A 22,405-nucleotide genomic window follows, 5' to 3' on the forward strand; every position below is an offset into this window, starting at 1 on the left:
CTAAACTAACCATTTTCCACCTCCAGGATGATTTTTAAAAATGGCTCTATCGCTTTATTAAATGCATTATAAACGCCTTTCAAAGGACAGGCAAATATTTCATTACCTCTGGCGGATTCGAATGCGCATTTTTAAGGATTTTTTCAAGCCGCAGCTTCTTAAACTTTTCTTCACTACCTGAGGACTATATCTATCCTGCAATTTTGCACTCTCACATTCTTAGATATCTTAAGAGTACAATTTACTCCTTGATTTTCCTTAAAGCAACGATGATAATAATTTAGTCTATTTATTTCCATAAGGCCTCCCTGTATTTAGTAAGTTTTGTTAACCCTTTAATATTAGCCGGGAGGCCTATTATTTCAAGTATTTTTTTCAGTGATAACAAGGTCCCTTTACGTTTTGCGCCCTTGACTTGACAGAATTTTTAATTAGACTTAATTTGATGAATAAATTAAAAAAAGATTTGATAATCTGTGAAAAATGTAGAAAAGAAAATCCCATTTATGCTACGCAGTGTGGCCATTGTGGACATCTTTTTTATAAAGATATTTATAAGGGACTTTGGAGAAGGAATGTTTTGGTCACCCTGCTCCTTTTTTTTACCCCTTTTGTCATACTTTTCTATATTATAAATTATGAAGTATCAGCAAACTTTGAAAAACATATCAAAACCAGTTTGGATTATTCGGTTGAGGTCAATACAAGAATAATAAAATCATTCCTTGAAGAACGAGAGAAAAATCTTCTATCTATTAATCGTTTTGATATATCCAATATTAATGAAATTAAGAAAAAAAATAATATCTTTATTCAGTTTATGAAAAATAATGAATGGTTCGATTTCGTTGGGATTGCCAATACCCAAGGTGAAATAATTTTTTCAACAGCACCAATCAAAGCAAATATAGCCGAGCGGGAATATTTTAAAAAGGCGTTGGCTGGTGAAATATACAATAGTAGTATTTTTTACTCTGATGTTCTTAGTCGGAACGCGATGGTAATTTCTGCGCCACTTTTAAGTCAATCCGGTACAACAATCGGCGTTCTTTTCGTTTCGGTTAATCTGACAAAATTTTATAACCTGATACTCGATCTGAGAATCGGTAAAACAAGCGAAATCTTCCTCGTTGATGAACAGGGAAAATTTCTCTCTCCATCAAAGTTGGGCGGCGAAGTTCTTAAGCAGACGGCATATTTTCAGAAAGAAACCAACCCTCATCAAGGTGTGGGAGGCGTGGTCTCCCATCGGGATTATCGTGGTGAGGAAGTTATATGCGCTTTTAGAAGATTCAATAAACCATCCTGGTATCTGGTCTCAGAAATTGATATAAAAGAAGCACTGGCACCGGTAAATTCATTAAAAAAGATTATTCTGGTGATCTTTGTAATGTTTGGTACATTTCTATTTTTTTCCGCCATTTTTTTCTCAAACCAAACAACACATCTATTGAGATCATTGACATCTAACCTGAAATCTGCCTTTGATGACATAAGCAACAAAAAATCAATCATTGATAAGATAAATTTAGAGCTGCGTAAAAGATTGAAAGAATGTGAGAACTTAAGCAAAAAATTAAGTGCCTCTGAGCATTATATTAAAAGTATAACTAACAGTATTTCAAGCGTAATGCTTGCTATTGACAAAAATTATACGATAACCTATTGCAACAATTTCGCTAAAAATTTTCTTAAAATTAATAAATGTATCGAAAATATAAATCTTTTTGAAACCTCTCCCCTATTCATGGATGCAGAAATCAAAAATAAAATAGAAGAGGTATTTACGAAAAATATCCCATTTAGCATTGAAAAAAAATCAATAGAGATTGAAGGGAATAAGTATATTTTAAATATTTCTGGATTCCCGGTTGAATCAGGTGAAGGTGTACATTCCGTAACTCTCTTGATTAATGACGTCACCACCTATGAAAATATGCGGACGCAGATGGCAGATTATGAGAAACTTTCGGCATTAAGTCAGTTAGCTCTCGGGGCAGCCCACGAGATAAATAATCCTTTACTTGGGATCACCTCTTTCCTTGAAATGCTTATAGAAGAAGAAGATGATGTGGAAAAGAAAGCAAGGGCAAAAGAAGTTCTGGAAAATGCCTACCGTATCTCAGAAACCGTAAGGGGACTTTTGAACTTCGCCCGACCGGCACCACCAAAGTTTACAAAAGTCAATTTGAACGAGTTAATCAAAGAAACCATCTCTTTCCTTCACCATCAACCGTTATTTAAAAAGATTAAAATTCAAAAAGAACTTGCGGATGCACTGCCTCCAATTACTGCAGATGCCAACCAAATAAGACAGGTTCTTGTCAATATTCTTTTGAATGCGGCACAAGCAATTGAAGATAAAGGAACAATCACGATTAGCACAAATAAAATTAAATTTGAAGACTTTGTTGAAATAAAAATCAACGATACTGGTATCGGTATCCCCACCGAAAATTTAAAGCGTATATTTGAACCATTTTTCACAACTAAAAAGGGCAAAGGGACCGGATTAGGACTGAGTATCAGTTTGACCTATGTGAAAAATCATAATGGTGATATAATTATTAATAGTGAAGTAGGCAAAGGAACCGAAGTTAAAATAATACTCCCTATCAGACAGGAGGGGAGAATAATAAGTGAGGTAATTGATGAGTGAATCGATTCTCATCATTGATGACGAAGTTTTGACACTTAATAACCTCAAAAGGGCACTGGAAAAAGATGGTTATGAAGTATTTCTTGCCGACACAGGTGAAACTGGCTTAAAGATATTCCAAGAACATTACCCCAATTTAGTCCTTGTTGACTTAATGCTGCCAGGAATTGATGGTATTGAAGTCTTAAAGAGAATAAAAGAAATAGATGAAAATACGATTGTGATAATGATAACCGCATATGAAATAATTGAAAAGGCAGTTCAAGCGATAAAATTGGGTGCTTATGATTATTTGCTAAAACCTTTTCGGATTACTGACTTAAAATCAAATATAAAAAGGGCCCTTGAATTACAAAGGTTACGATTGAGGATTTCTGAAACAATTGAAACAGAAAAAGGCAAATACTATTTTAGTAAGATCGTTGCACAAAGTAAAAAAATGGCCGAAGTTTTAAAGATCGCAGAACGGGTGGCAATTCTTGATAAAACTACAGTCTTGATAACCGGCGAAAGCGGTGTAGGAAAAGGATTGCTGGCGAGAGCAATTCACTATAATAGTCCGAGGGCGGAAAAAGAATTTATGGAAATCAACTGTGCCGCAATACCGGAAAACTTATTGGAAAGCGAACTATTCGGTTATGAACCAGGGGCATTCACAGATGCGAAACGCAGGAAAATAGGCATCTTAGAAAAAGCAGACAAAGGGACAGTCTTCCTTGATGAAATCGCAGATATGCCCTTTCCTATCCAGGCAAAGATCTTAAAGGTCCTTGAAGAACAAACCTTCGTAAGACTCGGCGGGACAACTCCTATAAAAGTAGATATTAGAATAATTGCGGCAACGAATAAGGACCTAAGAAAAGCGATTGAAGAAAAGACCTTCCGGGAGGACCTGTTTTACCGCCTGAATGTTGTTCCAATTCATATACCACCGCTCCGGGAGAGAAAAGACGATATTATTCCTTTAGTATTAAATTTTATTAAGGAATTCAATCAGGAATTACACCGTTCTTATAAAGGCATATCTGAGTCCGCAGCAAAAGTATTCATAGAATACGACTGGCCTGGGAATATCAGGGAATTACGTAATGTGGTAGAGAGAATTATGGCTTTGCATCCTGCCGAAGAAATAAAATTAGAACATATTCCAAACGAATTAAAAAAGAATTCCATATTAACCGAAATCCCTTCAATAAAAGAAACGACTATGCAAAATAAGTTCCTCACCCTCGAAGAACTGGAAAAAGAGTATATAAAGGAAGTTTTGAAATTCACGGGCGGGAACAAATCAAAAGCTGCAAAAATTCTTGGTATCCATCTCACTTCACTCCTGAGGAAATTAAAAGATATGTAAAGCGAAGACTAAAAATCACCCTGGATGAAAATTTGCCTCACCAAATATGAAAATAAAATCCCGATATCCTTGAAAAGAGGACTTTTTTATTTTAAAGGGGTATTTAAAACGCTGTTTTTAGCCTAATAATACTTGCAAAATGCGATAAAGTTTTGCATTTTGCAATAGCTACTACATGAAATCCTTGAAATTTCAATGCAAAAACCTGGCACGAGTTTTGCATATTAAATGGGTGCAAAGGAGGTTTCAATGAACAACAACAAAAAATTAACCAAGAAATATGACCCATTTATTGAAGCTACCTATCAGTATGAGAAGGCAGCAAGCGTGCTGGATCTTGAGCCCTGGATTTATAACCGGCTCAAATATCCAGAAAAGGAGTTAACAGTCCATATTACAATAACGCGAGATAATGGTAAAGTTGAAACATTTACCGGATTTAGGGTTCAGCATTCAACTATCCGTGGTCCGGGAAAAGGCGGTATAAGGTATAGTCCAGATGCTTCATTAGAGGAATGCAAAGCCCTAGCTGCCTGGATGACCTGGAAATGCGCAGTTTTAAATCTCCCACTGGGTGGTGCCAAGGGCGCGGTGATCTGCAACCCACCTGAAATGTCGGAATCAGAACTTGAAAGACTAACCAAGGAATATACTTACGCAATAAAGGAAATCATTGGTCCACAAAAGGATATCCCAGCACCTGATGTCTGGACCAATCCCCAAACTATGGCATGGATATGCGATGCCTACAGCAGATATGTTGGTTATTTTGAACCTGCAGTAGTCACCGGGAAACCCATCGCAATCGGCGGTTCAAAAGGACGTTCAAGCGCCACTGGTTTAGGAATGTACTATACCCTTCTTGAGACATCCAAATATCTGGAAATTCCCCTTGAAGGAAAAAGGGTCACAATAATTGGATACGGGAATGTTGGTTCATCTATCGCAAGATTGTTGTATGACTATGGTTGCAAAATCATTGCTATAACTGATATCTACGGCGGAATCTATAACAAAAATGGAATAGACATCAAAGCCCTTGACCAATATGTGAGTCACACCAAGACAGTAAAAGGATTTAATAAATATGACGAAATCACTAATGATGAATTACTGGAACTGGATACTGATATATTGCTGCCCTGCGCGGTAGAGGGAATGATAAATGAAGACAATGCCCACAAGATAAAAGCAAAGATAATTTGTGAAGGTGCAAATGGTCCCACAACCAATGAAGCAACCGATATTCTCACCGATAAGAAAGTCTTCATCATCCCCGACATTCTCGCCAATGCCGGTGGTGTAACCGTCTCCTATCTTGAATGGGTCCAGGATATCCAGAGAGTTTTCTATGATGAGGAAGAAGTTAAGAATAAGTGCTGGCATATGATGCAACAGTCCTTCTGGGATGTTGTAAGAATTGCAGAAAAGTATAAAACTAATATGAGGCATGCGGCATATATCCTTGCGGTTCAGAGGGTCGCAGAAGCGGCAAGATTACTTGGGAGAGTGGGTAGAAACTAAAAACTAACTTTTATTATAAAGCCCGACCTTGATTGGTCGGGCTTTAAATTTTGCAAAAAGCATTCTTGCATTTTGCAATAGATGTCCAATCTTGTTAAAGTCATTGACTTTTCTTAAAATTTGCATATAATAAGCCATTCAAAAAGGAGCACAATAATGGACTTAAACTTAAAAGATATAAATAATATCCTTAAGAAATATGACTATAAAAAGAATGCGTTAATCGCAATTTTACAAGACATTCAGGAGAAATATAACTGGCTACCCCAGGAGGCATTGAGGTTTGTATCGGAAAAACTTTGTATTCCGCTTATAGATGTCTATAGCGTCGCTACATTCTACCGGGCTTTCAAACTTGTGGAACCAGGAAAACATAATATAACTGTTTGCATGGGAACTGCCTGTCATGTGAGAGGCGCGCCGGCCGTGCTTAATAGATTTGAAGAAAAATTAGGAATAACCGCTGGTCAGACCACACCTGATCATCATGTCTCCTTGGAAACCGTAAACTGCTTAGGATGTTGCGCACTCGCCCCGGTGGTGGTAGTTGACGGAAAATATAATGCACAAACCACACTCCAGAAAGCAGATAAAATTTTAGAAGAATTAAAACCCAAAGCGAAACCGAAATCCGCAGCACAAAAACCAAAGAAAAGTAAGAAATAATTGATGAATCTAATCAAGATTAAAGCAATACTTCAAGCCAAGGAAATTACAAACCATATTTCAATAGATATAGAAGTAAACTCGATAATTGCCTCAGATCTCATGAGCGATGTCTTGCATGCTAATGCTTCGGCTGAGCTACTTTTAACTGGATTGGCAAATAATCAGGCAGTAAGAACATGTGAAATTGCGGGAATAAAGGCAATCATATTCGTCCGTGGCAAATCACCGCCTATAGAGACGATTAAACTTGCAGAAGAATGCAACATTCCCTTACTCACCTGTGAATATTCAATGTTCGAAGCCTGTGGAATTCTTTATTCAAAAGGCTTAAAGACCGCAAAGTAAAGTATGGAACAGGAAACAATACTCTCTGAAGAATTTGAAATCACTGGTGGCGATTTTATAAACGGTGGCATGGCTTCTTGTAGAATAAAAAATATTCTAAAAGAGATTGGAATTGATGCAGAGATTATGCGTAGGGTCGCAATCGCCTCGTATGAGGCAGAAATGAATGTTGTAATGTATGCGAAAAAAGGAAAAATGAAACTTATCCTTACTCCTCACCGTATCGTAATAAAGGTTGAGGATGAAGGACCAGGAATTCCTGATATCGAACTTGCAATGCAACCAGGTTATTCAACAGCAACACCCGAGATGCGCGAAATGGGGTTTGGCGCAGGGATGGGATTGCCTAACATCCAAAAAAATGCTGACATATTCAATATCAACTCAACGGTAGGCAAGGGGACAAATCTTCAAATAGTCATCAATTTGAATAACAAAAATGTCTGACCCAATTCCCTATCACTCTATTAAAGTTGATGAGAAGAAATGCATCGGATGTGTCGTCTGCATGAAGGTTTGTCCGACAAAGGCGATAAGGATAAAAGAAAAGAAAGCCGCCGTAAATGCCGAGAGATGCATCGATTGTGGAGAATGCTATCGTGCCTGCCCTTATGGTGCAATTACACCCCTTACCACCAAAACATCAGATATCACCCGTTTCAAAATTAAAGTGGCGCTCCCTTCTCCTGTCCTTTATTCACAATTCGGTAGCAATATAATGCCCGATCAAATTCTCAATGCCCTGAAAGCGATTGGCTTTGATTATGTCTACGACGAGTCACTCGCCTGTGAAATGATTTCCATTGCAATTGAAGAATATCTTGAAAGAAACAAATCTCCCAGACCTATAATATCTTCAACCTGTCCGGTTGTCGTGCGTTTAATACAACGGCTATTCCCAAGTCTTGTTTCATTGATAATTCGCATGGAACCCCCCAGAGAAATTGCCGCGAAAAATTTAAAAAAGGAACTTTCAAAAGAACACAAAATTTCTGAACAAGATATCGGTATTTTCCACATCACTTCCTGTCCAGCCAAAATGGTATCTATAAATAAACCGGAAACAATGGAAAAATCCTACCTTGATGGGGCAATCTCCATCAAAGAAATATACAATCAATTGATGGCACAACTCAAAAAAGAAGAACATAACTTCATCCTCCAAACCCAGAGTCAAGCGAGTGGTATTGGAATCGGTTGGGCGATCTCGGGTGGTGAGATAAGAGGAATAAAGCAAGACGCTTCAGTTTCGGTCTCGGGTGTTCACGATACAATAAGAATACTTAGTGACGTAGAGTCTGGAAAAATAAAAAATATTGAATATCTTGAATGCCTAATTTGTCCAGATGGCTGCATTGGCGGACCACTCACAGTAGAAAATCGTTTCCTTGCCAAAAGCCATATCTTAAAGTTAATAAGAAAATTTGGGAGGAAAAATCGTATTGACATCTCTTATGTGAAACAATTATACGACAAAAATTTCTTTTCATTCGAACGGAATATCCAACCCAAGCCATTTCCCCCTTTGGATCCGGATAAAAATGAAGCAATTAAAAAGCTTAAGAAGAAAGAACGTATCCTTAAGAATTTACCCGGAATCAACTGTGGTGTCTGTGGAGCCCCAGATTGTGAGTCATTTGCAGAGGATTTGGTCAAAGGAGAAAAAGGCCTCACAATCGGGAGATGTGTTTTCTTAGGAGAATAACCTATGAAATTAACTGAAATAATAAAAGAATTGAATTTAAAAGTATTGTGTGCGGAAGAAAATCTTGAACGCGTGGTGAGCGATGGCTATGTAAGTGACATGCTCAGCGATGTAATGGCAAATGCGAAAAAAAACAACATCTGGATTACGCTACAAACTCATCCCAATATCGTGGCAGTTGCAGTATTAAAAGAAATCGCTGGAATCATAATTCCTGCCGGCCGCAAACCCGAACCTGAAACAATCAAAAAAGCAGAACAGGAAAAGATTCCGATCATGACCACGGAGTTATCAGGATTTGAAATAGCGGGAAGACTTTATAGAATGTTAAAATGAGTAGCGAGATTAATCGGAATTCTAAACAAACTCCCAATTCACAAATCACTATATATTACAACCGCATGGAGAATGAACAATACGACTTAGTTATGTCATCTGATCCAATTGGTGCGGATTATACAGAAGGAAACGAATCATTGAGCAAAAAGGCTTTCTGTATGACAAAAGAAGGTAAGGAAAGTCGGTCTTGGTTAAAATTGGCTAAAACTAAAGAAGAAAAAGAACTACTATTGAAACAGGTGAATTGATGAAAATATTTGGTGCTATTTTAGAGAAAAGCATGGTGAGAATCGATTCTGGAAAGTTAAAATTTAAATATTGTTTAGTATTTTGCGCTTGGAATTTCGAATTTGAAACAAAATGCTAAGATGGTTTCGGGCAGATTTACACATCCATACTTGCCTCTCCCCTTGCGGCGATTTGACGATGTCACCATTAAGAATAGTAAAAATGGCTTATGAAATGGGGCTCAATATCATAGGAATTTGCGATCATAATTCAGCCGAAAATGTCAGGGCTGCAATAAATGCCGCAGAATTGATTGGTAAGGAAAGGACTCATTCATCTCCTTTAGCCGTGCTTCCTGGCATGGAGGTTTGCACAAAAGAAGAAGTCCACATTATTGGTTTGTTTGGAAAATTAGAAGATGTTTTGAAATTGCAGACACTTGTTTATCAAAAATTGCCTGAAGAAAAGAACAATCCCGAGCTCTTCGGTGAGCAAATTATTGCTAATGAGTATGATGAGGTTGAAGGATATAGTGAAAGATTTTTAATCGGGGCAAGTACTTTAACCGTAAAAGGAGTTGTTGACCAAATCCATAGATTTAATGGTATTGCAATCGCATCACACATTGATAGAGAAGGATTCAGCTTAATTGGGCAATTAGGGTTCATACCCGAAGACTTACCTTTAGATGCTTTAGAAATTTCCGCTAATATTACGATTGATGATGCACTCAAGCGATTTCCTGAAATAAAAAAATTTCCAATCATTCGCAGTTCAGATGCGCATTTTCCTGAAGACATAGGAAAAGCAACAACCAGTTTTCTGCTTGAAGAACCAACGCTTACTGAGATAAAAACAGCATTTATGTTGCAAAAAGGCAGAAGATATGAAGCATAACGAGATTTCGATAGAGTAATGCTATGCAAGATTTATCGCTCCATATCTTAGATCTTGTTGAAAACTCAATAGACGCCGGGGCAACGAAAATTGAAATCCTAATTGATGAAGATGTCAAAAAGAATCTACTTAAAATAACAATAAAGGACAATGGCAAAGGAATGGATAAAAGAACGCTTAAAAAGGTTCTTGACCCATTCTATACGACAAAAACTGTCAGAAGAGTAGGCTTAGGTCTATCCCTTTTTGCCCAATCTGTTAGAGAAGCCGAAGGTACCATTCAAATTAAATCCAAGAAAGGGAAAGGCACGGTTGTGGATGCAAAAATGATATACAATCATATTGATAGGAAACCACTTGGAAATATGTGTGATACGCTTATTGCGCTTATTGGAACCAAAGGGGATGAAATAGATTTTGTCTACGAACATTGTAAGGATAGTGTATGTTTCAGGATTGATACAAAGGAGATAAAAGAATCATTAGATGGAGTTCCGATAAATAATCCTCTGGTATTAAAATTTTTGAAAGATAAATTAAAAGCGGAGTTTAAAAAGATAAGAGTAGGATATGAATGATAATGATCACTATAATACACGGCAAGGTTACAACCTTGCAAATCATAAAACTGTCGGACCCAAAGATTCGCCCTACATTTTGAATAATATAGAGTTTGCTGTAGGGCAAAACTTGCCCTGCAACAATGAAAGGAGTGAGGTATGAAAAAACTTAAAATCGGCGACCTTGAAAAAATAAGAGAAAAAGTCGCTAAAACAAGGGTTTTAAGAGAAGGTAAAGCAAGGGCTAGGATAACAGTTCATATGGGAACCTGTGGTATTGCTGCTGGCGCCCGGGATATTCTAACAACTCTTATGTCGGAGATAGAAAAGAAAAAGGTAACCGATGTTATTGTGACAACTTCGGGTTGTGCTGGACTGTGCAGTAGAGAACCGATGGCAACAGTCGAACTTATTGATAAGCCGCCAGTTAAGTATGTTGACCTTACACCTGAAAAAATTAAAAAAATATTCGCTGAACATGTAATGAAAGGCAATATCGTTAAGGAATACGCCCTTGCGGTAGGAAGTGAAACAACTCATTGACATATATCGTTATTGGGTTAGGGTTAAGGTGCTAGAAGATATATCTGAACTAAACTATCTTCCTAACCTTAACCATTAGATCATCTTTTGAGGAAGGAGGTTTTCTTGAAAACCTATAGGATGCACCTTCTGGTCTGTGCGGGAACTGGTTGCGTGGCAGCAGGTTCTTACGAAATCAAAGAAGCGCTCATAAAAGAAATAAACAAAAGGAAACTGCAGGATGAAATTGCGGTAATCTCTACTGGATGTAATGGATTTTGTGAGCGCGGTCCGGTTGTTGTTGTCCAGCCTGATGGAATATTCTATCAAAGAGTGAAGAAAGAAGATGTTCCTTACTTAGTGGAAGAACACCTGATAAAAGGAAGGCCAGCAAAAAGACTTTTGTATACACCACCAGCCGAGGCAATACCAATCCCGAAGATGAGCGATATTGGATTCTTCAAACTACAGAGGTTAATAGTCCTGCGCAACCGGGGTCGCATAGATCCAGAAAATATAGAGGACTATATCGCTTTTGATGGTTATAAGGCACTTGAGAAAGCGCTCACCAAGATGACGCCTGAAGAAATTATTAAAGAAATTAAGGAATCAGGACTACGCGGTCGTGGGGGTGCTGGGTTTCCTACCGGCCTAAAATGGGAGAGATGCCGACAACAGCCGGGCGATGAGAAATATATAATCTGTAACGGTGACGAAGGTGACCCTGGTGCATTTATGGACCGCAGCGTTCTTGAGGCTGACCCGCATGCAGTAATTGAAGGAATGATAATTGGTGCAAAGGCAATCGGCGCAAAGAAAGGTTACATATATGTCCGCACCGAGTATCCATTGGCACTAAAGCGAGTAAAAATAGCAATCGAACAGGCAAGGGAATATGGATTATTGGGTAAGGATATATTAGGAACTGGCTTTGACTTTGACATTGAAGTCTCAAGAGGTGCAGGTGCATTTGTCTCAGGTGAAGAGACTGCTCTTATTGCTGCAATAGAAGGTAGAATTGGAGTCCCAAGACAGCGTCCACCCTATCCAGTGCAAAAAGGACTCTGGGGAAAACCTACGGTTATCAACAATGTAGAAACCTGGGCAAATGTGCCACAGATAATAGAAAAGGGTGCAAAATGGTTTGCTGAGATTGGAACTGAAACAAGCAAAGGAACAAAGATATTCTCTCTCGTGGGTAAAATCAACAACACCGGACTTGTAGAAGTTCCGATGGGCATAAAATTAAAAGACATAATCTACGAAATCGGCGGTGGGATTCCTAAGAACAAAAAATTCAAGGCGGTCCAGACCGGTGGTCCTTCAGGTGGTTGTATTCCAGAAAAACTCCTTGATTTGCCTATTGATTACGAAAGTCTTAAAAAAGCTGGCTCAATGATGGGCTCTGGTGGAATGATTGTAATGGATGAAGATACCTGTATGGTCGATGTAGCAAAATATTTCATGAATTTCTTGAGGGATGAATCCTGCGGTAAGTGTCTTTCCTGTCGGGAGGGAACACAAAGAATGTGGGAAATCCTTAGTAAAATCACTGATGGTGAAGGAACTATGGAAGACCTTGAGGTCCTTGAAGAACTCGCATACGCAGTTAAAGATGCCTCTATGTGTGGTCTTGGTCAGACTGCAGCGAATCCGGTTTTATCCACGCTTAGATACTTTAAAGACGAATATATTGCGCATATTAAATATAAAAGATGTCCAGCAGTAGTATGCAAAAACATTATCTCTTCTCCCTGTCAACATGCCTGTCCTATTGGAACCGAAGCCCCAGCCTATATAGGATATATTGCCCGAGGTGAATTTGATAAGGCTTACGAAATAATACTGAAAGATAACCCATTGTTAAGTGTATGCGGCAGGGTATGTAATCATCCCTGTGAGACGAAATGTCGTGCTGGTCAGGGCGGTGACCCTATTGCAATCAGGGCTTTAAAAAGATTTGCAGCGGAATATGGCAATGGTAAAAAACCGACAAAAAGATCAAAACCGAGCGGAGAAAAAATTGCAATTATTGGTTCTGGTCCTTCTGGTTTGATGGCGGGTTATCATCTTGCCCAAAAGGGTTACTCTCCAACAATCTTTGAATCACTCCCAGTGATTGGGGGTATGCTTGCAGTTGGTATTCCTGAATATAGATTGCCTAGAAATGTCCTACAGAATGATATCCAGCGTATCATTGACGCTGGTGTTGAAATAAAGACGAATAAAAAATTAGGTAGGGACTTCTCAATTGATGATTTATTTAAAGAAGGGTACAAAGCAGTATACATCGCAATTGGTGCGCACAAAAGTGTAAAATTAGCAATACCTAATGAAGAAACCGAAGGTGTAATACCTGCTATGGAATTTTTGACTGATGTCCATCTTAAGAAAAAAGTGAAAATTGGCAGAAATGTGGCAGTCGTAGGTGGTGGAAATTCCGCTGTGGATGCAGCAAGGGTTGCTAATAGACTACCTGGAGTAGAAAAAGTTACGATTCTCTACAGAAGAACTCGTGCAGAAATGCCGGCGTATCCTGAAGAAATAGAAAGCGCAATTGAAGAGGGTATTGATATACATTATCTAACTGCACCTTTAAGAGTAATAAAGAAAGAAAACAGGGTTGTCGGTCTGGAGTGTGTAAGAATGAAATTGGGAGAGGTTGATGAATCGGGCAGACGAAGACCAGTACCCATAAAGGGGAGTGAATTCATGATTGATATTGATACATTAATTCCGGCAATAAGTGAACAACCCGATATTTCCTGCCTCGGCACCGAACACAAATTCAATATAACCAGCTGGAATACATTTGAAGTTGATCCTGAAACACTTGCTACAAATATCCCTGGTGTTTTTGCTGGTGGTGACGCAATAAGAGGTCCAAGCTCAGTAATTGAAGCAATGGCAGATGGTAAAAAAGCAGCAGAGGCTATCGATAAGTATATAAAAGGCGAAAAAATAGAATTCTCTTACAGAGTAACGAGACCTTCTGTGTATGTTGAACCTGTCAAATTGACCGAAAAAGAAATTTTTGAAAATAAGAGGCAGAGCACGAGAAAATTAGAAGTAAAAAAGCGTGTTAAAAACTTCAAAGAAGTTGACCTCGGATTAGATAAAACCAGCGCAATTAAAGAGGCAAAAAGATGTCTGCGTTGTGACCTTGAAGTAAAATTAGCCGATGAAAAAAGGAGTAAACAATGATTAATTTCAGATTGAATGGGCTCGAAGTACAAATAGAAAAAGGTTCTACAATCTTAGAGGCATGTAAATTTTATGGCATTGAAATTCCAACCCTGTGCTACCACGAAGGACTTACTCCTTATGGAGGTTGCAGACTCTGTCTGGTTGAAATCGGTGAAGGAGATAACGCTAAATTAGTCAGTTCCTGCACCTATCCAGTAGAAGAAGGGCTTGTCGTCAGAACAAATACAAAGCGTGTGATAAATGCAAGAAAGATGATGATTGAACTGCTATTATCAATCTGTCCACAGTCGAAGACGATACAGGACCTCGCATCCAAATTCAATGTCCGTAAAGTTCGTTTTAAAGTTCGTAATGATGATTGTATACTCTGTGGTCTCTGTGTAAGAATGTGTAAAGAGCAGATGCAGGCAGGTGCAATCGGAATAGTCGAGCGGGGTTACAAGAAAAAAATTGCAACCCCATTTGATATACGGTCAGAAGTTTGCAGACTCTGTGGTGGTTGCATCTATATCTGCCCTGCCTGTCAGTTGAGATGTCAGGGACCAGAGCCCCCAACTGATGTCTGCAATGCCTGTCTGTCCCTTGAACCAACTTGCATTGAAAACCATGATGATTATCAATGCTGGATGGCCACAACAGGAAATTGTGGAACCTGTGAGGGGCGTCCCGACCAAATCAAACAAAAGAAATAAATGCAAATATTAGATTTTTTAATAACCAAAAATCCTCAAAATTGAAAGGAGAGCAAATATGGGTTCTTTATCAAGAATAAATGCTTCAGCAGCAACCTTAACAAAAAATAGGACTGAGGACTCAATAGTCCCTCTAAGTGGAATGTGCGTTACCTGTGTTGATGGTTGTATCGGTATGTGCGAGATTGGTAAATCTGCATACCGAGGTCATGAAGTTCTCTATCCACAACCCTTCGGAATAATCACTGCTGCTTCAGAAAAAAACTATCCAATCGATTACTCTCATTTTAACATCATGGGCTCAGCAGTAGGTGCTTATGGAATTGAACCGGATCCGGATAAAGCAATCTTTCCTAATGTAAACTTAGAACAACGAATAGGACACGATAAGGGTATCAAAGTCAGGTTGCCGATTGTCGTTCCCGGACTCGGTTCTACTAATGTAGCAAAAAATAATTGGGATGGAATTGCGGTGGGTGCAGCAATTTCGGGAATAATAATGACAATCGGCGAAAATGTTGCCGCAATGGATATGGAAACGGAAATAAAAAATGGGAGAGTTGTAAGGGCACCTGACTTAGAATACCGGGTAAAGGCGTATAAGCAATGGCAAAGAGATGGCTACGGTACGATTGTAGTTCAGGCAAATGTTGAAGATACAAGGCTCGGTGTTCAGGAATATGCAATTGAAAAACTTGGTGTGGAGGCAGTAGAACTAAAATGGGGACAGGGTGCCAAGGATATCGGCGGTGAGGTAAAAATCAAAGATTTGAAAAAAGCCCAAGAATTAAGAAAACGAGGTTACATCGTCCTCCCCGATCCTCTTGATCCCGATGTGATAAAAGCATTTGAAAAAAGAACATTCACCGAATTCGAAAGGCACTCTCGTATTGGGATGGTTGAACTTGAGTCATTTGTAAAAAGAGTCGAGGAGCTCCGCAAAGCGGGCGCTAAATATGTTTTCCTGAAAACAGGTGCTTACCGGCCGGCTGATTTGGCCCGCGCTGTTAAGTATGCTTCGATCGCCAAAATTGATCTTCTCACTGTTGACGGAGCAGGCGGTGGAACAGGTATGAGCCCTTGGCATATGATGAATGAATGGGGTGTGCCACCGGTAGAGCTCCACTCTCTCACTTATTTCTATGCTGATAAACTGGCGAAAAAAGGCGAATATGTCCCTGCAATTGCCTTCGCAGGTGGTATCGCCTTTGAAGATCAAATTTTCAAAGCCTTAGCACTTGGAGCACCTTACGTAAAATTGGTTGGAATGGCACGCTCTATTGTCTGTGCAGCTATGGTTGGTAAAACAATCGGGAAAAAAATTGAAGAAGGTGAAATCCCGGTATTTGTAGAACGATTTGGAAATCAAAAAGAAGAAATATTCGTTACGGCTGCTAAGCTGAAAAAAGAATTAGGGAAAGATTTTGAAAAATTATCCACCGGTGCGATCGGAGTCTATACCTATCTTGAAAGAATTGCTCAAGGATTAAGACAATTGATGTGTGGGAATAGAAAATTTTCTCTTGAATATATTACAAGAAATGACATCGCAGCCCTAACCCGTGAAGCAGCTGAAGTATCCGGAATACCTTATGTAACAGAGCTGGATAAAGAAGAAGCTGAAAAAATTCTTGAGGGTAAAGCGACCTAAAATATCTGGAGGGTGGGGAAAGATTCACTTTCCCCCACCCTCGATAAAATAAAATAGGGAGGCAGCTGATGAAAAAATTTTCGGTTGCGGAGATGGCTCGACAGCAGTTAGAAAAAGCCGCAAAAGTCATGAATCTCCCCGAACATTTACTGAAAATTCTTATGTGTCCCAAAAGGGTTTTGAAGGTTATCTTTCCTGTTCAAATGGATGATGGTACAATTCAATGTTTTACTGGTTTCCGTTGCCAGTATAATGATGCACGGGGTCCTACCAAAGGGGGTGTGCGTTATCATCCGGATGTGACTGAAGATGAAGTGATTGCTCTTGCGGCCTGGATGACTTGGAAGTGTGCACTCGTTGATTTACCTTACGGCGGTGCCAAAGGAGGAGTCATCTGCGATCCAATGAAACTATCTGAACGAGAACTTGAAAGAATTACCAGAAGATATACCGCAGAGATTATGCCAATTCTCGGACCCCATATTGACATCCCAGCCCCTGATGTCTTTACCACTTCAAAGACCATGGCTTGGATAATGGATACCTTCAGTATGATGACCGGACATACTGAACCTGCAGTTGTAACAGGTAAACCAGAAGTTTTAGGTGGTTCAAAAGGGAGAAGGGAAGCTACAGGACGGGGAGTTTTCATCGTCACCCGGGAATTATTCAAAAAGCTCGGAAGACCTTTGAGGAATGCTAAGGTCTTAATTCAGGGATTTGGGAATGTAGGAAGTTACGCAGGATACTTTCTTGCCCAAGAAGGTGCCAAAATTATTGGGGTATCCGACTCTTCTACCGGTGTGATTGATGAAAATGGATTGGATGTGGAAGAACTCATGGAATGTGTTCAAAAATACAAACTGCTTGAGTACTATAAGAAAGGAAAAAAAGTACCGCGGGATGAAATTCTTTATCAAGAAGCCGATATCCTCATTCCCGCTGCCTTAGAGAATCAAATTCGTGTTGACAATGCAGAAAAAATAAAAACACAAGCAATCATTGAAGGTGCCAATGGGCCTACTACACCAGAAGCTGATGATATCTTAGAGAAAAAAGGAATTTATGTAGTGCCTGATATATTAGCAAATTCCGGTGGTGTTATTGTAAGCCATTTTGAATGGGTCCAGGCCTTATCCGGGCTCTATTGGGAAGAGAAAGAAGTAAATGAACGTTTGGAAAATAAGTTAGTAAAAACCTTTAATGAAGTATGGGATACCGCCAAGCGGATGAATGTATCTCTGCGTGTTGCCGCTTACATTGTCGCACTCACGCGAATCGTCGAGGTTTACAAATATCGAGGAATATTCCCGTAAAGAAATAAGCTTTTTAATTTAAGATTGATTAAATTAGAAAATATCTATTTTCCGAGCTAAAACTGCTTTACCGCGATAATCAGGGAAGAGAATTGGAGCCTTTCGCGTTGGCTTAATGCCTGCATCGGCTAACATCTTTTTATATCTCTTTAAATGCTCGAGGGATAACTTTCCGAAAGAGGGGTTAGTTTTCAAATACTCAGCTGTAGATATTCCCGCTCTCCGGCCGAATACAAGACAATCAAGGGTTGAATTGCCCATCAATCGATTTTTACCGTGGACACCACCTGATACCTCCCCAGCCACCCATAGCCCTTCAATATTTGTCCTTCCCCAGGGGTCGGTTTCAACGCCACCGTTTTGGTAGTGGAGTGTCGGGAATACAAGCACCGGATCTTTCCGCATATCAATATCGAAACGCTTAAACATCCGGAACATACCAGGGAATGCTTTTTCAATTGTTCCAGGTCCGTTCTTTAAGTCAATCATCGGGGTATCAAGCCAAACCCCCCTCATCCCCGTAGGAGTAACAATGCCTTTGCCTCGGATATAACATTCCCTTATGAAACTTGCCGATTCCACATCACGGGGTTCGAGGGGATAAACGAATGCTTCCCCGTCAACATTCACCGGCTGGGCACCCATCCCGCGGAGTTTCTCAGTCAATAAAAGTCCGATTATCTGCTGCGGATATGCGGCACCGGTGGGATGATATTGTACCGTGTCTGTATCCCGTAACTTAGCTCCTACCCGATATGCCAAAACAAGTCCATCAGCAGTTGCGCCATAATGATTGGTGGTAGGAAATCCCCTGATATGTAGCCGACCGAATCCACCGGTGGCGAGAATTACAGCCTTAGATTGAACGATCTTATATTCGCCGGTTTCAAGGTTATAAAGAATCGCTCCCGTCACTCGATCTCCATCAGTTAATAATTCAATCACCGGATAAAATTCTAAACAAGGGATATTCCGGCAGCGGAATTCATCCCGTAAAACTCTCAGTTCCTCAAGACCGGTATAATCCCGGCAGGCATGCATCCGCAATCTTGAACCTCCACCGAATGCCTTTTCAACAAAACTTCCATCTGGATTTCGGTCCAACATGGCACCCAGTTGACAGAGCCATTCCATAACAAACGGTGCATCAGTGACCAATGCCTCCACAACTTCGGGCTTGTTGGCAAAATGTCCACCACCGATGGTATCTAAGTAATGAATCACCGGCGAATCATTCTCCCGGTCCGCAGCCTGTGTTCCTCCCTCAGCCATCATGGAATTGGAGTCTCCGTGCCGTAGTTTATTCACCAGTAAAATATCTTCGGCTTTTACGCCATGGTCGTTAGCCAGCAAAGCAGCAGATGTTCCAGCCAGACCGCCTCCTATGATCAAAAGCTCTACCGTATAATCAGGATTCGTGATCACAAATTCATCAGGATCAACCAGCGGATTAGCTTCCAATAAATCCACAACTTCATTCGGTGCCAGGTCACCGGCGTTAGGACCAAATAATATCTGCCTTTTCCCACCTGGGGCATAATCCGGGTGGCAAAGTTTTAAAACTTCTTCCCGTTCCTCCATGGTCATCGGTTTAGGTGTATAATCTTTTCGCTGGGGCCTGGTTTTATTGACAACCTCAATGAGTTTGCGCATATATTCTGGATAACCGCCAATGAATCTTAATTCTGCCATGATCTACCTCCTATTCCTTCTCGATATCCCGAGAAGCATATAGTTTGCGCAATTCCTCAACTGGGGCACTCATCAAGCGTTTCAATTCTGCTTCAAACTTACCCTGCTTTATCTCTTCCAGACGCTTTTTGAGGTGCTCGGGAATTGCAAGTTGATATTTCCCGTGAAGCCGGCGTGCCAGTTGGGCGTAATTGTACTGCGCAAGTTCAGCCGGACATCTTATTGCACACAATCCACATTGGATGCAGTCAAATGATATTTCAGCCATTCGTGCTATATCTCCCCTCTTTCCACAGGCAATATATTCCATAACATCAATCTCTTGGGGACAGGCTTTGGTACAGGTATTGCACCCTAAACATTTTAATATCTCTGGATAAACCGTCAAAAGTGCCTCAATGCTCGGAGTCAACTGTTTGATATCGTAATTGGCGCGCTGAGCAGGTGTAAAAGGAATCTGAACCAGATACATCCCATTCTCAGCCCGGGTTTGACAGGCAAGGGCAGTTTTTAACCGATAATCGCCTTCCACGCGGTAGACAGTGGTACAGGCACCACAAAACCCGGCGCGGCAACCACATGAGCGGATGAAACGATAACCGGCAAATTCCATTGCCTGCATTATCGTCAAACCTGCGGGAACCCGATACTTTTTCCCCATGATGGAAATTGTGATCCAATGTTGGATGTCTTTTTCATCAATTCCCGTGATGACCGATTTATTTGCTTCGGCAATTTCGTCCATAATATTCTTTCTTTCTTCAGCCATTGCTAAACCTCCTTACTATCCCTATAAATTTGATGATAATCACATCTCGTTTTTATTTTTTGCAAAGTATATCCGAAAAAATAACGCTGTCAACTGTTGACTTCAACATGGATTTAAGTATAATTCGCTATGGAAATGATGTGCTGGGGTCTTGTTTTTATGTTCTTAAACACCTTGGATTCAACCCAGACTTATTCAATTATTGAGCATTTGAGTAAACCGATTGTTGCCGAAGACTATATTCTCATGCCAGGAGACACTTTGCTGGTCACAGTAAGTGGAACTGTTCCTTATTCTTACAAGACCGGCATAACTTACGAAGGAAAGATAATGATTAACATTCCAGTAACCCAAACACCAACCCCCCAAGGAATGTACGTTCTCCAGCACGAAGTAGTAGAAGTTGTCCCCGTCATCGGTTTGAGTCTAAAATTGGTTCGGGACTCCTTAGAAAAAGTTTTTATGCGCTATTACCGTAATGTTCATATAGATGTAACCTTGATTGGAATGCGGGTTTTCTATGTCTATGTCGCGGGAGAAGTGAAGTTTCCAGGAAGCATCTTGGCTACCCCAGTTGATAGAATTTCTGAGGTCATTAAGAGAGCTGGAGGTACCACCCCATTAGGAACGCGGACAAAAATCCAGTTGAAACGACAAAATAAATTAATTCAAATTGTCAATCTGGAAAACTTTGAACGCTATGGGAATACCGAAAACAATCCCTTTGTCCAAGATGGTGATGTGATTTATGTTCCCAAAATGGAAAAATCAGTAATCGTGAAAGGCGCGGTATTTGGTAAGATGGGCTATGAACTGAAGGTGTCCCAGCTCACCGCAGCCATGGAAAGAACAAGCGAGGGATTATATGAGTTAAATGACGGTGAGAAGGTATCAGACTTAATAAGCAAAGCCGGTGGATTAACGCCGTGGGCGGATTTAAAGAATTGCTATGTTCTCCGGGGAGAAAAAAAGATTGGAATCAATCTCCATGAGATATTAACGCATGAAGAGTCAGAAGCAAATATCTACTTAGAGGATGGCGATGTCATCGTCGTCCCTACTCTCAATACCGTGGTCTATGTTCAAGGACAGGTCGTCAACCCCGGTGCCTTTCCTTTCCAGCCCAATTTAAAGGCGAGTGATTATATCGGACTTGCCGGTGGGCCCCTTTCGGATGCAAGCATGTCGAGTGCTTACCTTATCCGCAAAGGTAAAAAAATTTCTCTCAAGAAAGATCCAGTGATTTTAGAGGGTGATAGAATCGTCGTGCCCCGCCAGATTTTCAAATTCTGGCAGGATTATGTAGAAATTGGCTCAGTCGTTGCGTCTTTACTCCTAAATTATTTAACCTTTAGGGCCTTAGCGAAATGAGAAAAAATTTTATCATCAAAAAGGGGGCATTTTATGGACTTGAGCCTTTTTTTATTTGGTAGTGAACCGACGGGGATCGTGGTGCCGCAAATCTTCAACTGGAACCGTTTTAATGTCTTAGTTGCGTTGATTGTTTATGGCGCACTCCTTTTATGGTTCATCTATCATGCGCGCAAAGGAAAAGCGCTTTTTATCCGAAAAATCAGTGGTCTTGAGGCGATAGATGAAGCTGTCGGCCGGGCTACAGAGATGGGTAAACCGATTCTATATGTTCCGGGTCTGGCTTCCATTGATGTCATTTCTACAATCGCTTCCATGAACATCCTCTCTCAGGTTGCCAAAAAAACAGCTGAATACAATACAACCCTTCTTGTACCCAATCGGGACCCTGTAGTCTATACGGTTGCCCGCGAAGTAGTAAAAGAGGCTTATCTGGATGCTGGTAGGCCTGATGCCTTTAATCCCGATAGCGTCTACTTCCTCACCAATGATCAATTCGGGTATACTTCTGCTGTATGTGGGACAATGGTCAGAGATAAACCGGCAACCAATCTTTTCATCGGTTATTTCTGGGCAGAATCATTGGTCCTTGCTGAAACGGGTGCAACAACAGGGGCAATTCAGATTGCGGGCACGGATTCCGTTTTTCAATTACCTTTCTTCATCGTTGCCTGTGACTATACCCTTATCGGTGAGGAACTTTATGCGGCGAGTGCTTACCTCTCCCGTGAACCTCTGCTTTTAGGTTCGCTTAAAGGACAGGATTGGGGTAAAATGATTATCATTGGAGTGCTACTTATCAGTTCTCTCCTTGCCCTCCTGGGCTGGAATAAAGTCGTTTCGTTTTTTAATATTGGTTAGTTTTTCAGATTCTACATGGTCTTGATATTAAAACTTTGAGGAGG

20 protein-coding genes are annotated in these 22,405 nt (G+C 40.2%); 18 read left to right on the forward strand and 2 right to left on the reverse strand.

The window, feature by feature from the left end; translation table 11 throughout:
- The first annotated feature begins 445 nt into the window (after nucleotides 1-445).
- The 16 genes from ABIL39_07415 (at nucleotide 446) to ABIL39_07490 (ending at nucleotide 17,668) form a co-directional block, all read left to right on the forward strand.
- Nucleotides 446-2,659 carry an ATP-binding protein gene (locus ABIL39_07415; GenBank protein MEO0165947.1) on the forward strand — a complete coding sequence of 738 codons (2,214 nt, stop codon included), beginning with the start codon at nucleotides 446-448 and terminating at the stop codon, nucleotides 2,657-2,659.
- Nucleotides 2,652-4,013 carry a sigma-54 dependent transcriptional regulator gene (locus ABIL39_07420; GenBank protein MEO0165948.1) on the forward strand — a complete coding sequence of 454 codons (1,362 nt, stop codon included), beginning with the start codon at nucleotides 2,652-2,654 and terminating at the stop codon, nucleotides 4,011-4,013. The genes ABIL39_07415 and ABIL39_07420 overlap by 8 nt, the downstream gene beginning before the upstream one ends.
- Nucleotides 4,014-4,262: 249 nt before the next feature.
- Nucleotides 4,263-5,537 (forward strand): Glu/Leu/Phe/Val dehydrogenase, encoded by a 1,275-nt coding sequence (locus ABIL39_07425; GenBank protein MEO0165949.1) that lies wholly within the window; start codon nucleotides 4,263-4,265, stop codon nucleotides 5,535-5,537.
- Between the two features lie 156 nt (nucleotides 5,538-5,693).
- Nucleotides 5,694-6,203: an NAD(P)H-dependent oxidoreductase subunit E gene (locus ABIL39_07430; protein ID MEO0165950.1), complete on the forward strand. Its 510-nt coding sequence runs from the start codon at nucleotides 5,694-5,696 to the stop codon at nucleotides 6,201-6,203.
- A 3-nt stretch (nucleotides 6,204-6,206) separates the two neighbouring features.
- The gene (locus tag ABIL39_07435) at nucleotides 6,207-6,551 is read left to right on the forward strand and encodes a transcriptional regulator (GenBank protein MEO0165951.1); all 345 of its coding nucleotides are present in this window, start codon (nucleotides 6,207-6,209) and stop codon (nucleotides 6,549-6,551) included.
- 3 nt (nucleotides 6,552-6,554) lie between these two features.
- The gene (locus ABIL39_07440) at nucleotides 6,555-6,998 is read left to right on the forward strand and encodes an ATP-binding protein (GenBank protein ID MEO0165952.1); all 444 of its coding nucleotides are present in this window, start codon (nucleotides 6,555-6,557) and stop codon (nucleotides 6,996-6,998) included.
- On the forward strand, nucleotides 6,991-8,256 hold the full coding sequence (locus tag ABIL39_07445; protein MEO0165953.1) for a [Fe-Fe] hydrogenase large subunit C-terminal domain-containing protein: 1,266 nt from the start codon (nucleotides 6,991-6,993) through the stop codon (nucleotides 8,254-8,256). Before ABIL39_07440 ends, ABIL39_07445 begins: the two co-directional genes overlap by 8 nt.
- Before the next feature lie 3 nt (nucleotides 8,257-8,259).
- Nucleotides 8,260-8,592: a DRTGG domain-containing protein gene (locus ABIL39_07450; protein ID MEO0165954.1), complete on the forward strand. Its 333-nt coding sequence runs from the start codon at nucleotides 8,260-8,262 to the stop codon at nucleotides 8,590-8,592.
- Nucleotides 8,589-8,843, forward strand: coding sequence for a hypothetical protein (locus ABIL39_07455; protein ID MEO0165955.1), 255 nt, complete (start codon nucleotides 8,589-8,591; stop codon nucleotides 8,841-8,843). The genes ABIL39_07450 and ABIL39_07455 overlap by 4 nt, the downstream gene beginning before the upstream one ends.
- Before the next feature lie 112 nt (nucleotides 8,844-8,955).
- Nucleotides 8,956-9,720, forward strand: coding sequence for a PHP domain-containing protein (locus tag ABIL39_07460; protein MEO0165956.1), 765 nt, complete (start codon nucleotides 8,956-8,958; stop codon nucleotides 9,718-9,720).
- Nucleotides 9,721-9,743: 23 nt separating this feature from the next.
- Entirely contained in the window at nucleotides 9,744-10,298 is a 555-nt protein-coding gene (locus tag ABIL39_07465; protein MEO0165957.1) for an ATP-binding protein, read from the forward strand.
- A gap of 141 nt (nucleotides 10,299-10,439) precedes the next feature.
- Nucleotides 10,440-10,823, forward strand: coding sequence for a (2Fe-2S) ferredoxin domain-containing protein (locus ABIL39_07470; GenBank protein MEO0165958.1), 384 nt, complete (start codon nucleotides 10,440-10,442; stop codon nucleotides 10,821-10,823).
- Between the two features lie 105 nt (nucleotides 10,824-10,928).
- Nucleotides 10,929-14,006 (forward strand): NADH-quinone oxidoreductase subunit NuoF, encoded by a 3,078-nt coding sequence (nuoF, locus tag ABIL39_07475; protein ID MEO0165959.1) that lies wholly within the window; start codon nucleotides 10,929-10,931, stop codon nucleotides 14,004-14,006.
- Nucleotides 14,003-14,701, forward strand: a complete 699-nt coding sequence (locus tag ABIL39_07480; GenBank protein ID MEO0165960.1) for a 2Fe-2S iron-sulfur cluster-binding protein — start codon at nucleotides 14,003-14,005, stop codon at nucleotides 14,699-14,701. Before nuoF ends, ABIL39_07480 begins: the two co-directional genes overlap by 4 nt.
- Nucleotides 14,702-14,759: 58 nt before the next feature.
- Nucleotides 14,760-16,352 carry an FMN-binding glutamate synthase family protein gene (locus tag ABIL39_07485; GenBank protein ID MEO0165961.1) on the forward strand — a complete coding sequence of 531 codons (1,593 nt, stop codon included), beginning with the start codon at nucleotides 14,760-14,762 and terminating at the stop codon, nucleotides 16,350-16,352.
- A 68-nt stretch (nucleotides 16,353-16,420) separates the two neighbouring features.
- Complete coding sequence (locus ABIL39_07490; GenBank protein ID MEO0165962.1) at nucleotides 16,421-17,668, forward strand: Glu/Leu/Phe/Val dehydrogenase; 1,248 nt, start codon at nucleotides 16,421-16,423, stop codon at nucleotides 17,666-17,668.
- 33 nt (nucleotides 17,669-17,701) lie between these two features.
- Here the strand turns inward: ABIL39_07490 and ABIL39_07495 are convergent, their stop codons facing one another.
- Both ABIL39_07495 and ABIL39_07500 read right to left on the reverse strand, forming a co-directional pair.
- A complete protein-coding gene (locus ABIL39_07495) occupies nucleotides 17,702-19,360 on the reverse strand; it encodes an FAD-binding protein (GenBank protein MEO0165963.1) in 1,659 nt (552 codons plus the stop codon).
- 10 nt (nucleotides 19,361-19,370) lie between these two features.
- A complete protein-coding gene (locus ABIL39_07500; GenBank protein MEO0165964.1) occupies nucleotides 19,371-20,129 on the reverse strand; it encodes a 4Fe-4S dicluster domain-containing protein in 759 nt (252 codons plus the stop codon).
- Between the two features lie 129 nt (nucleotides 20,130-20,258).
- Here ABIL39_07500 and ABIL39_07505 point away from each other — a divergent pair, with 129 nt between their 5' ends.
- The gene (locus ABIL39_07505) at nucleotides 20,259-21,500 is read left to right on the forward strand and encodes an SLBB domain-containing protein (protein ID MEO0165965.1); all 1,242 of its coding nucleotides are present in this window, start codon (nucleotides 20,259-20,261) and stop codon (nucleotides 21,498-21,500) included.
- A 33-nt stretch (nucleotides 21,501-21,533) separates the two neighbouring features.
- The gene (locus ABIL39_07510; protein ID MEO0165966.1) at nucleotides 21,534-22,361 is read left to right on the forward strand and encodes a DUF6754 domain-containing protein; all 828 of its coding nucleotides are present in this window, start codon (nucleotides 21,534-21,536) and stop codon (nucleotides 22,359-22,361) included.
- The last annotated feature ends 44 nt before the right edge of the window (nucleotides 22,362-22,405 follow it).

Source organism: candidate division WOR-3 bacterium (assembly GCA_039802205.1).
Taxonomy (GTDB): Bacteria; Hydrothermota; Tepidihabitantia; order SM23-42; family JAOAFX01; genus JAOAFX01.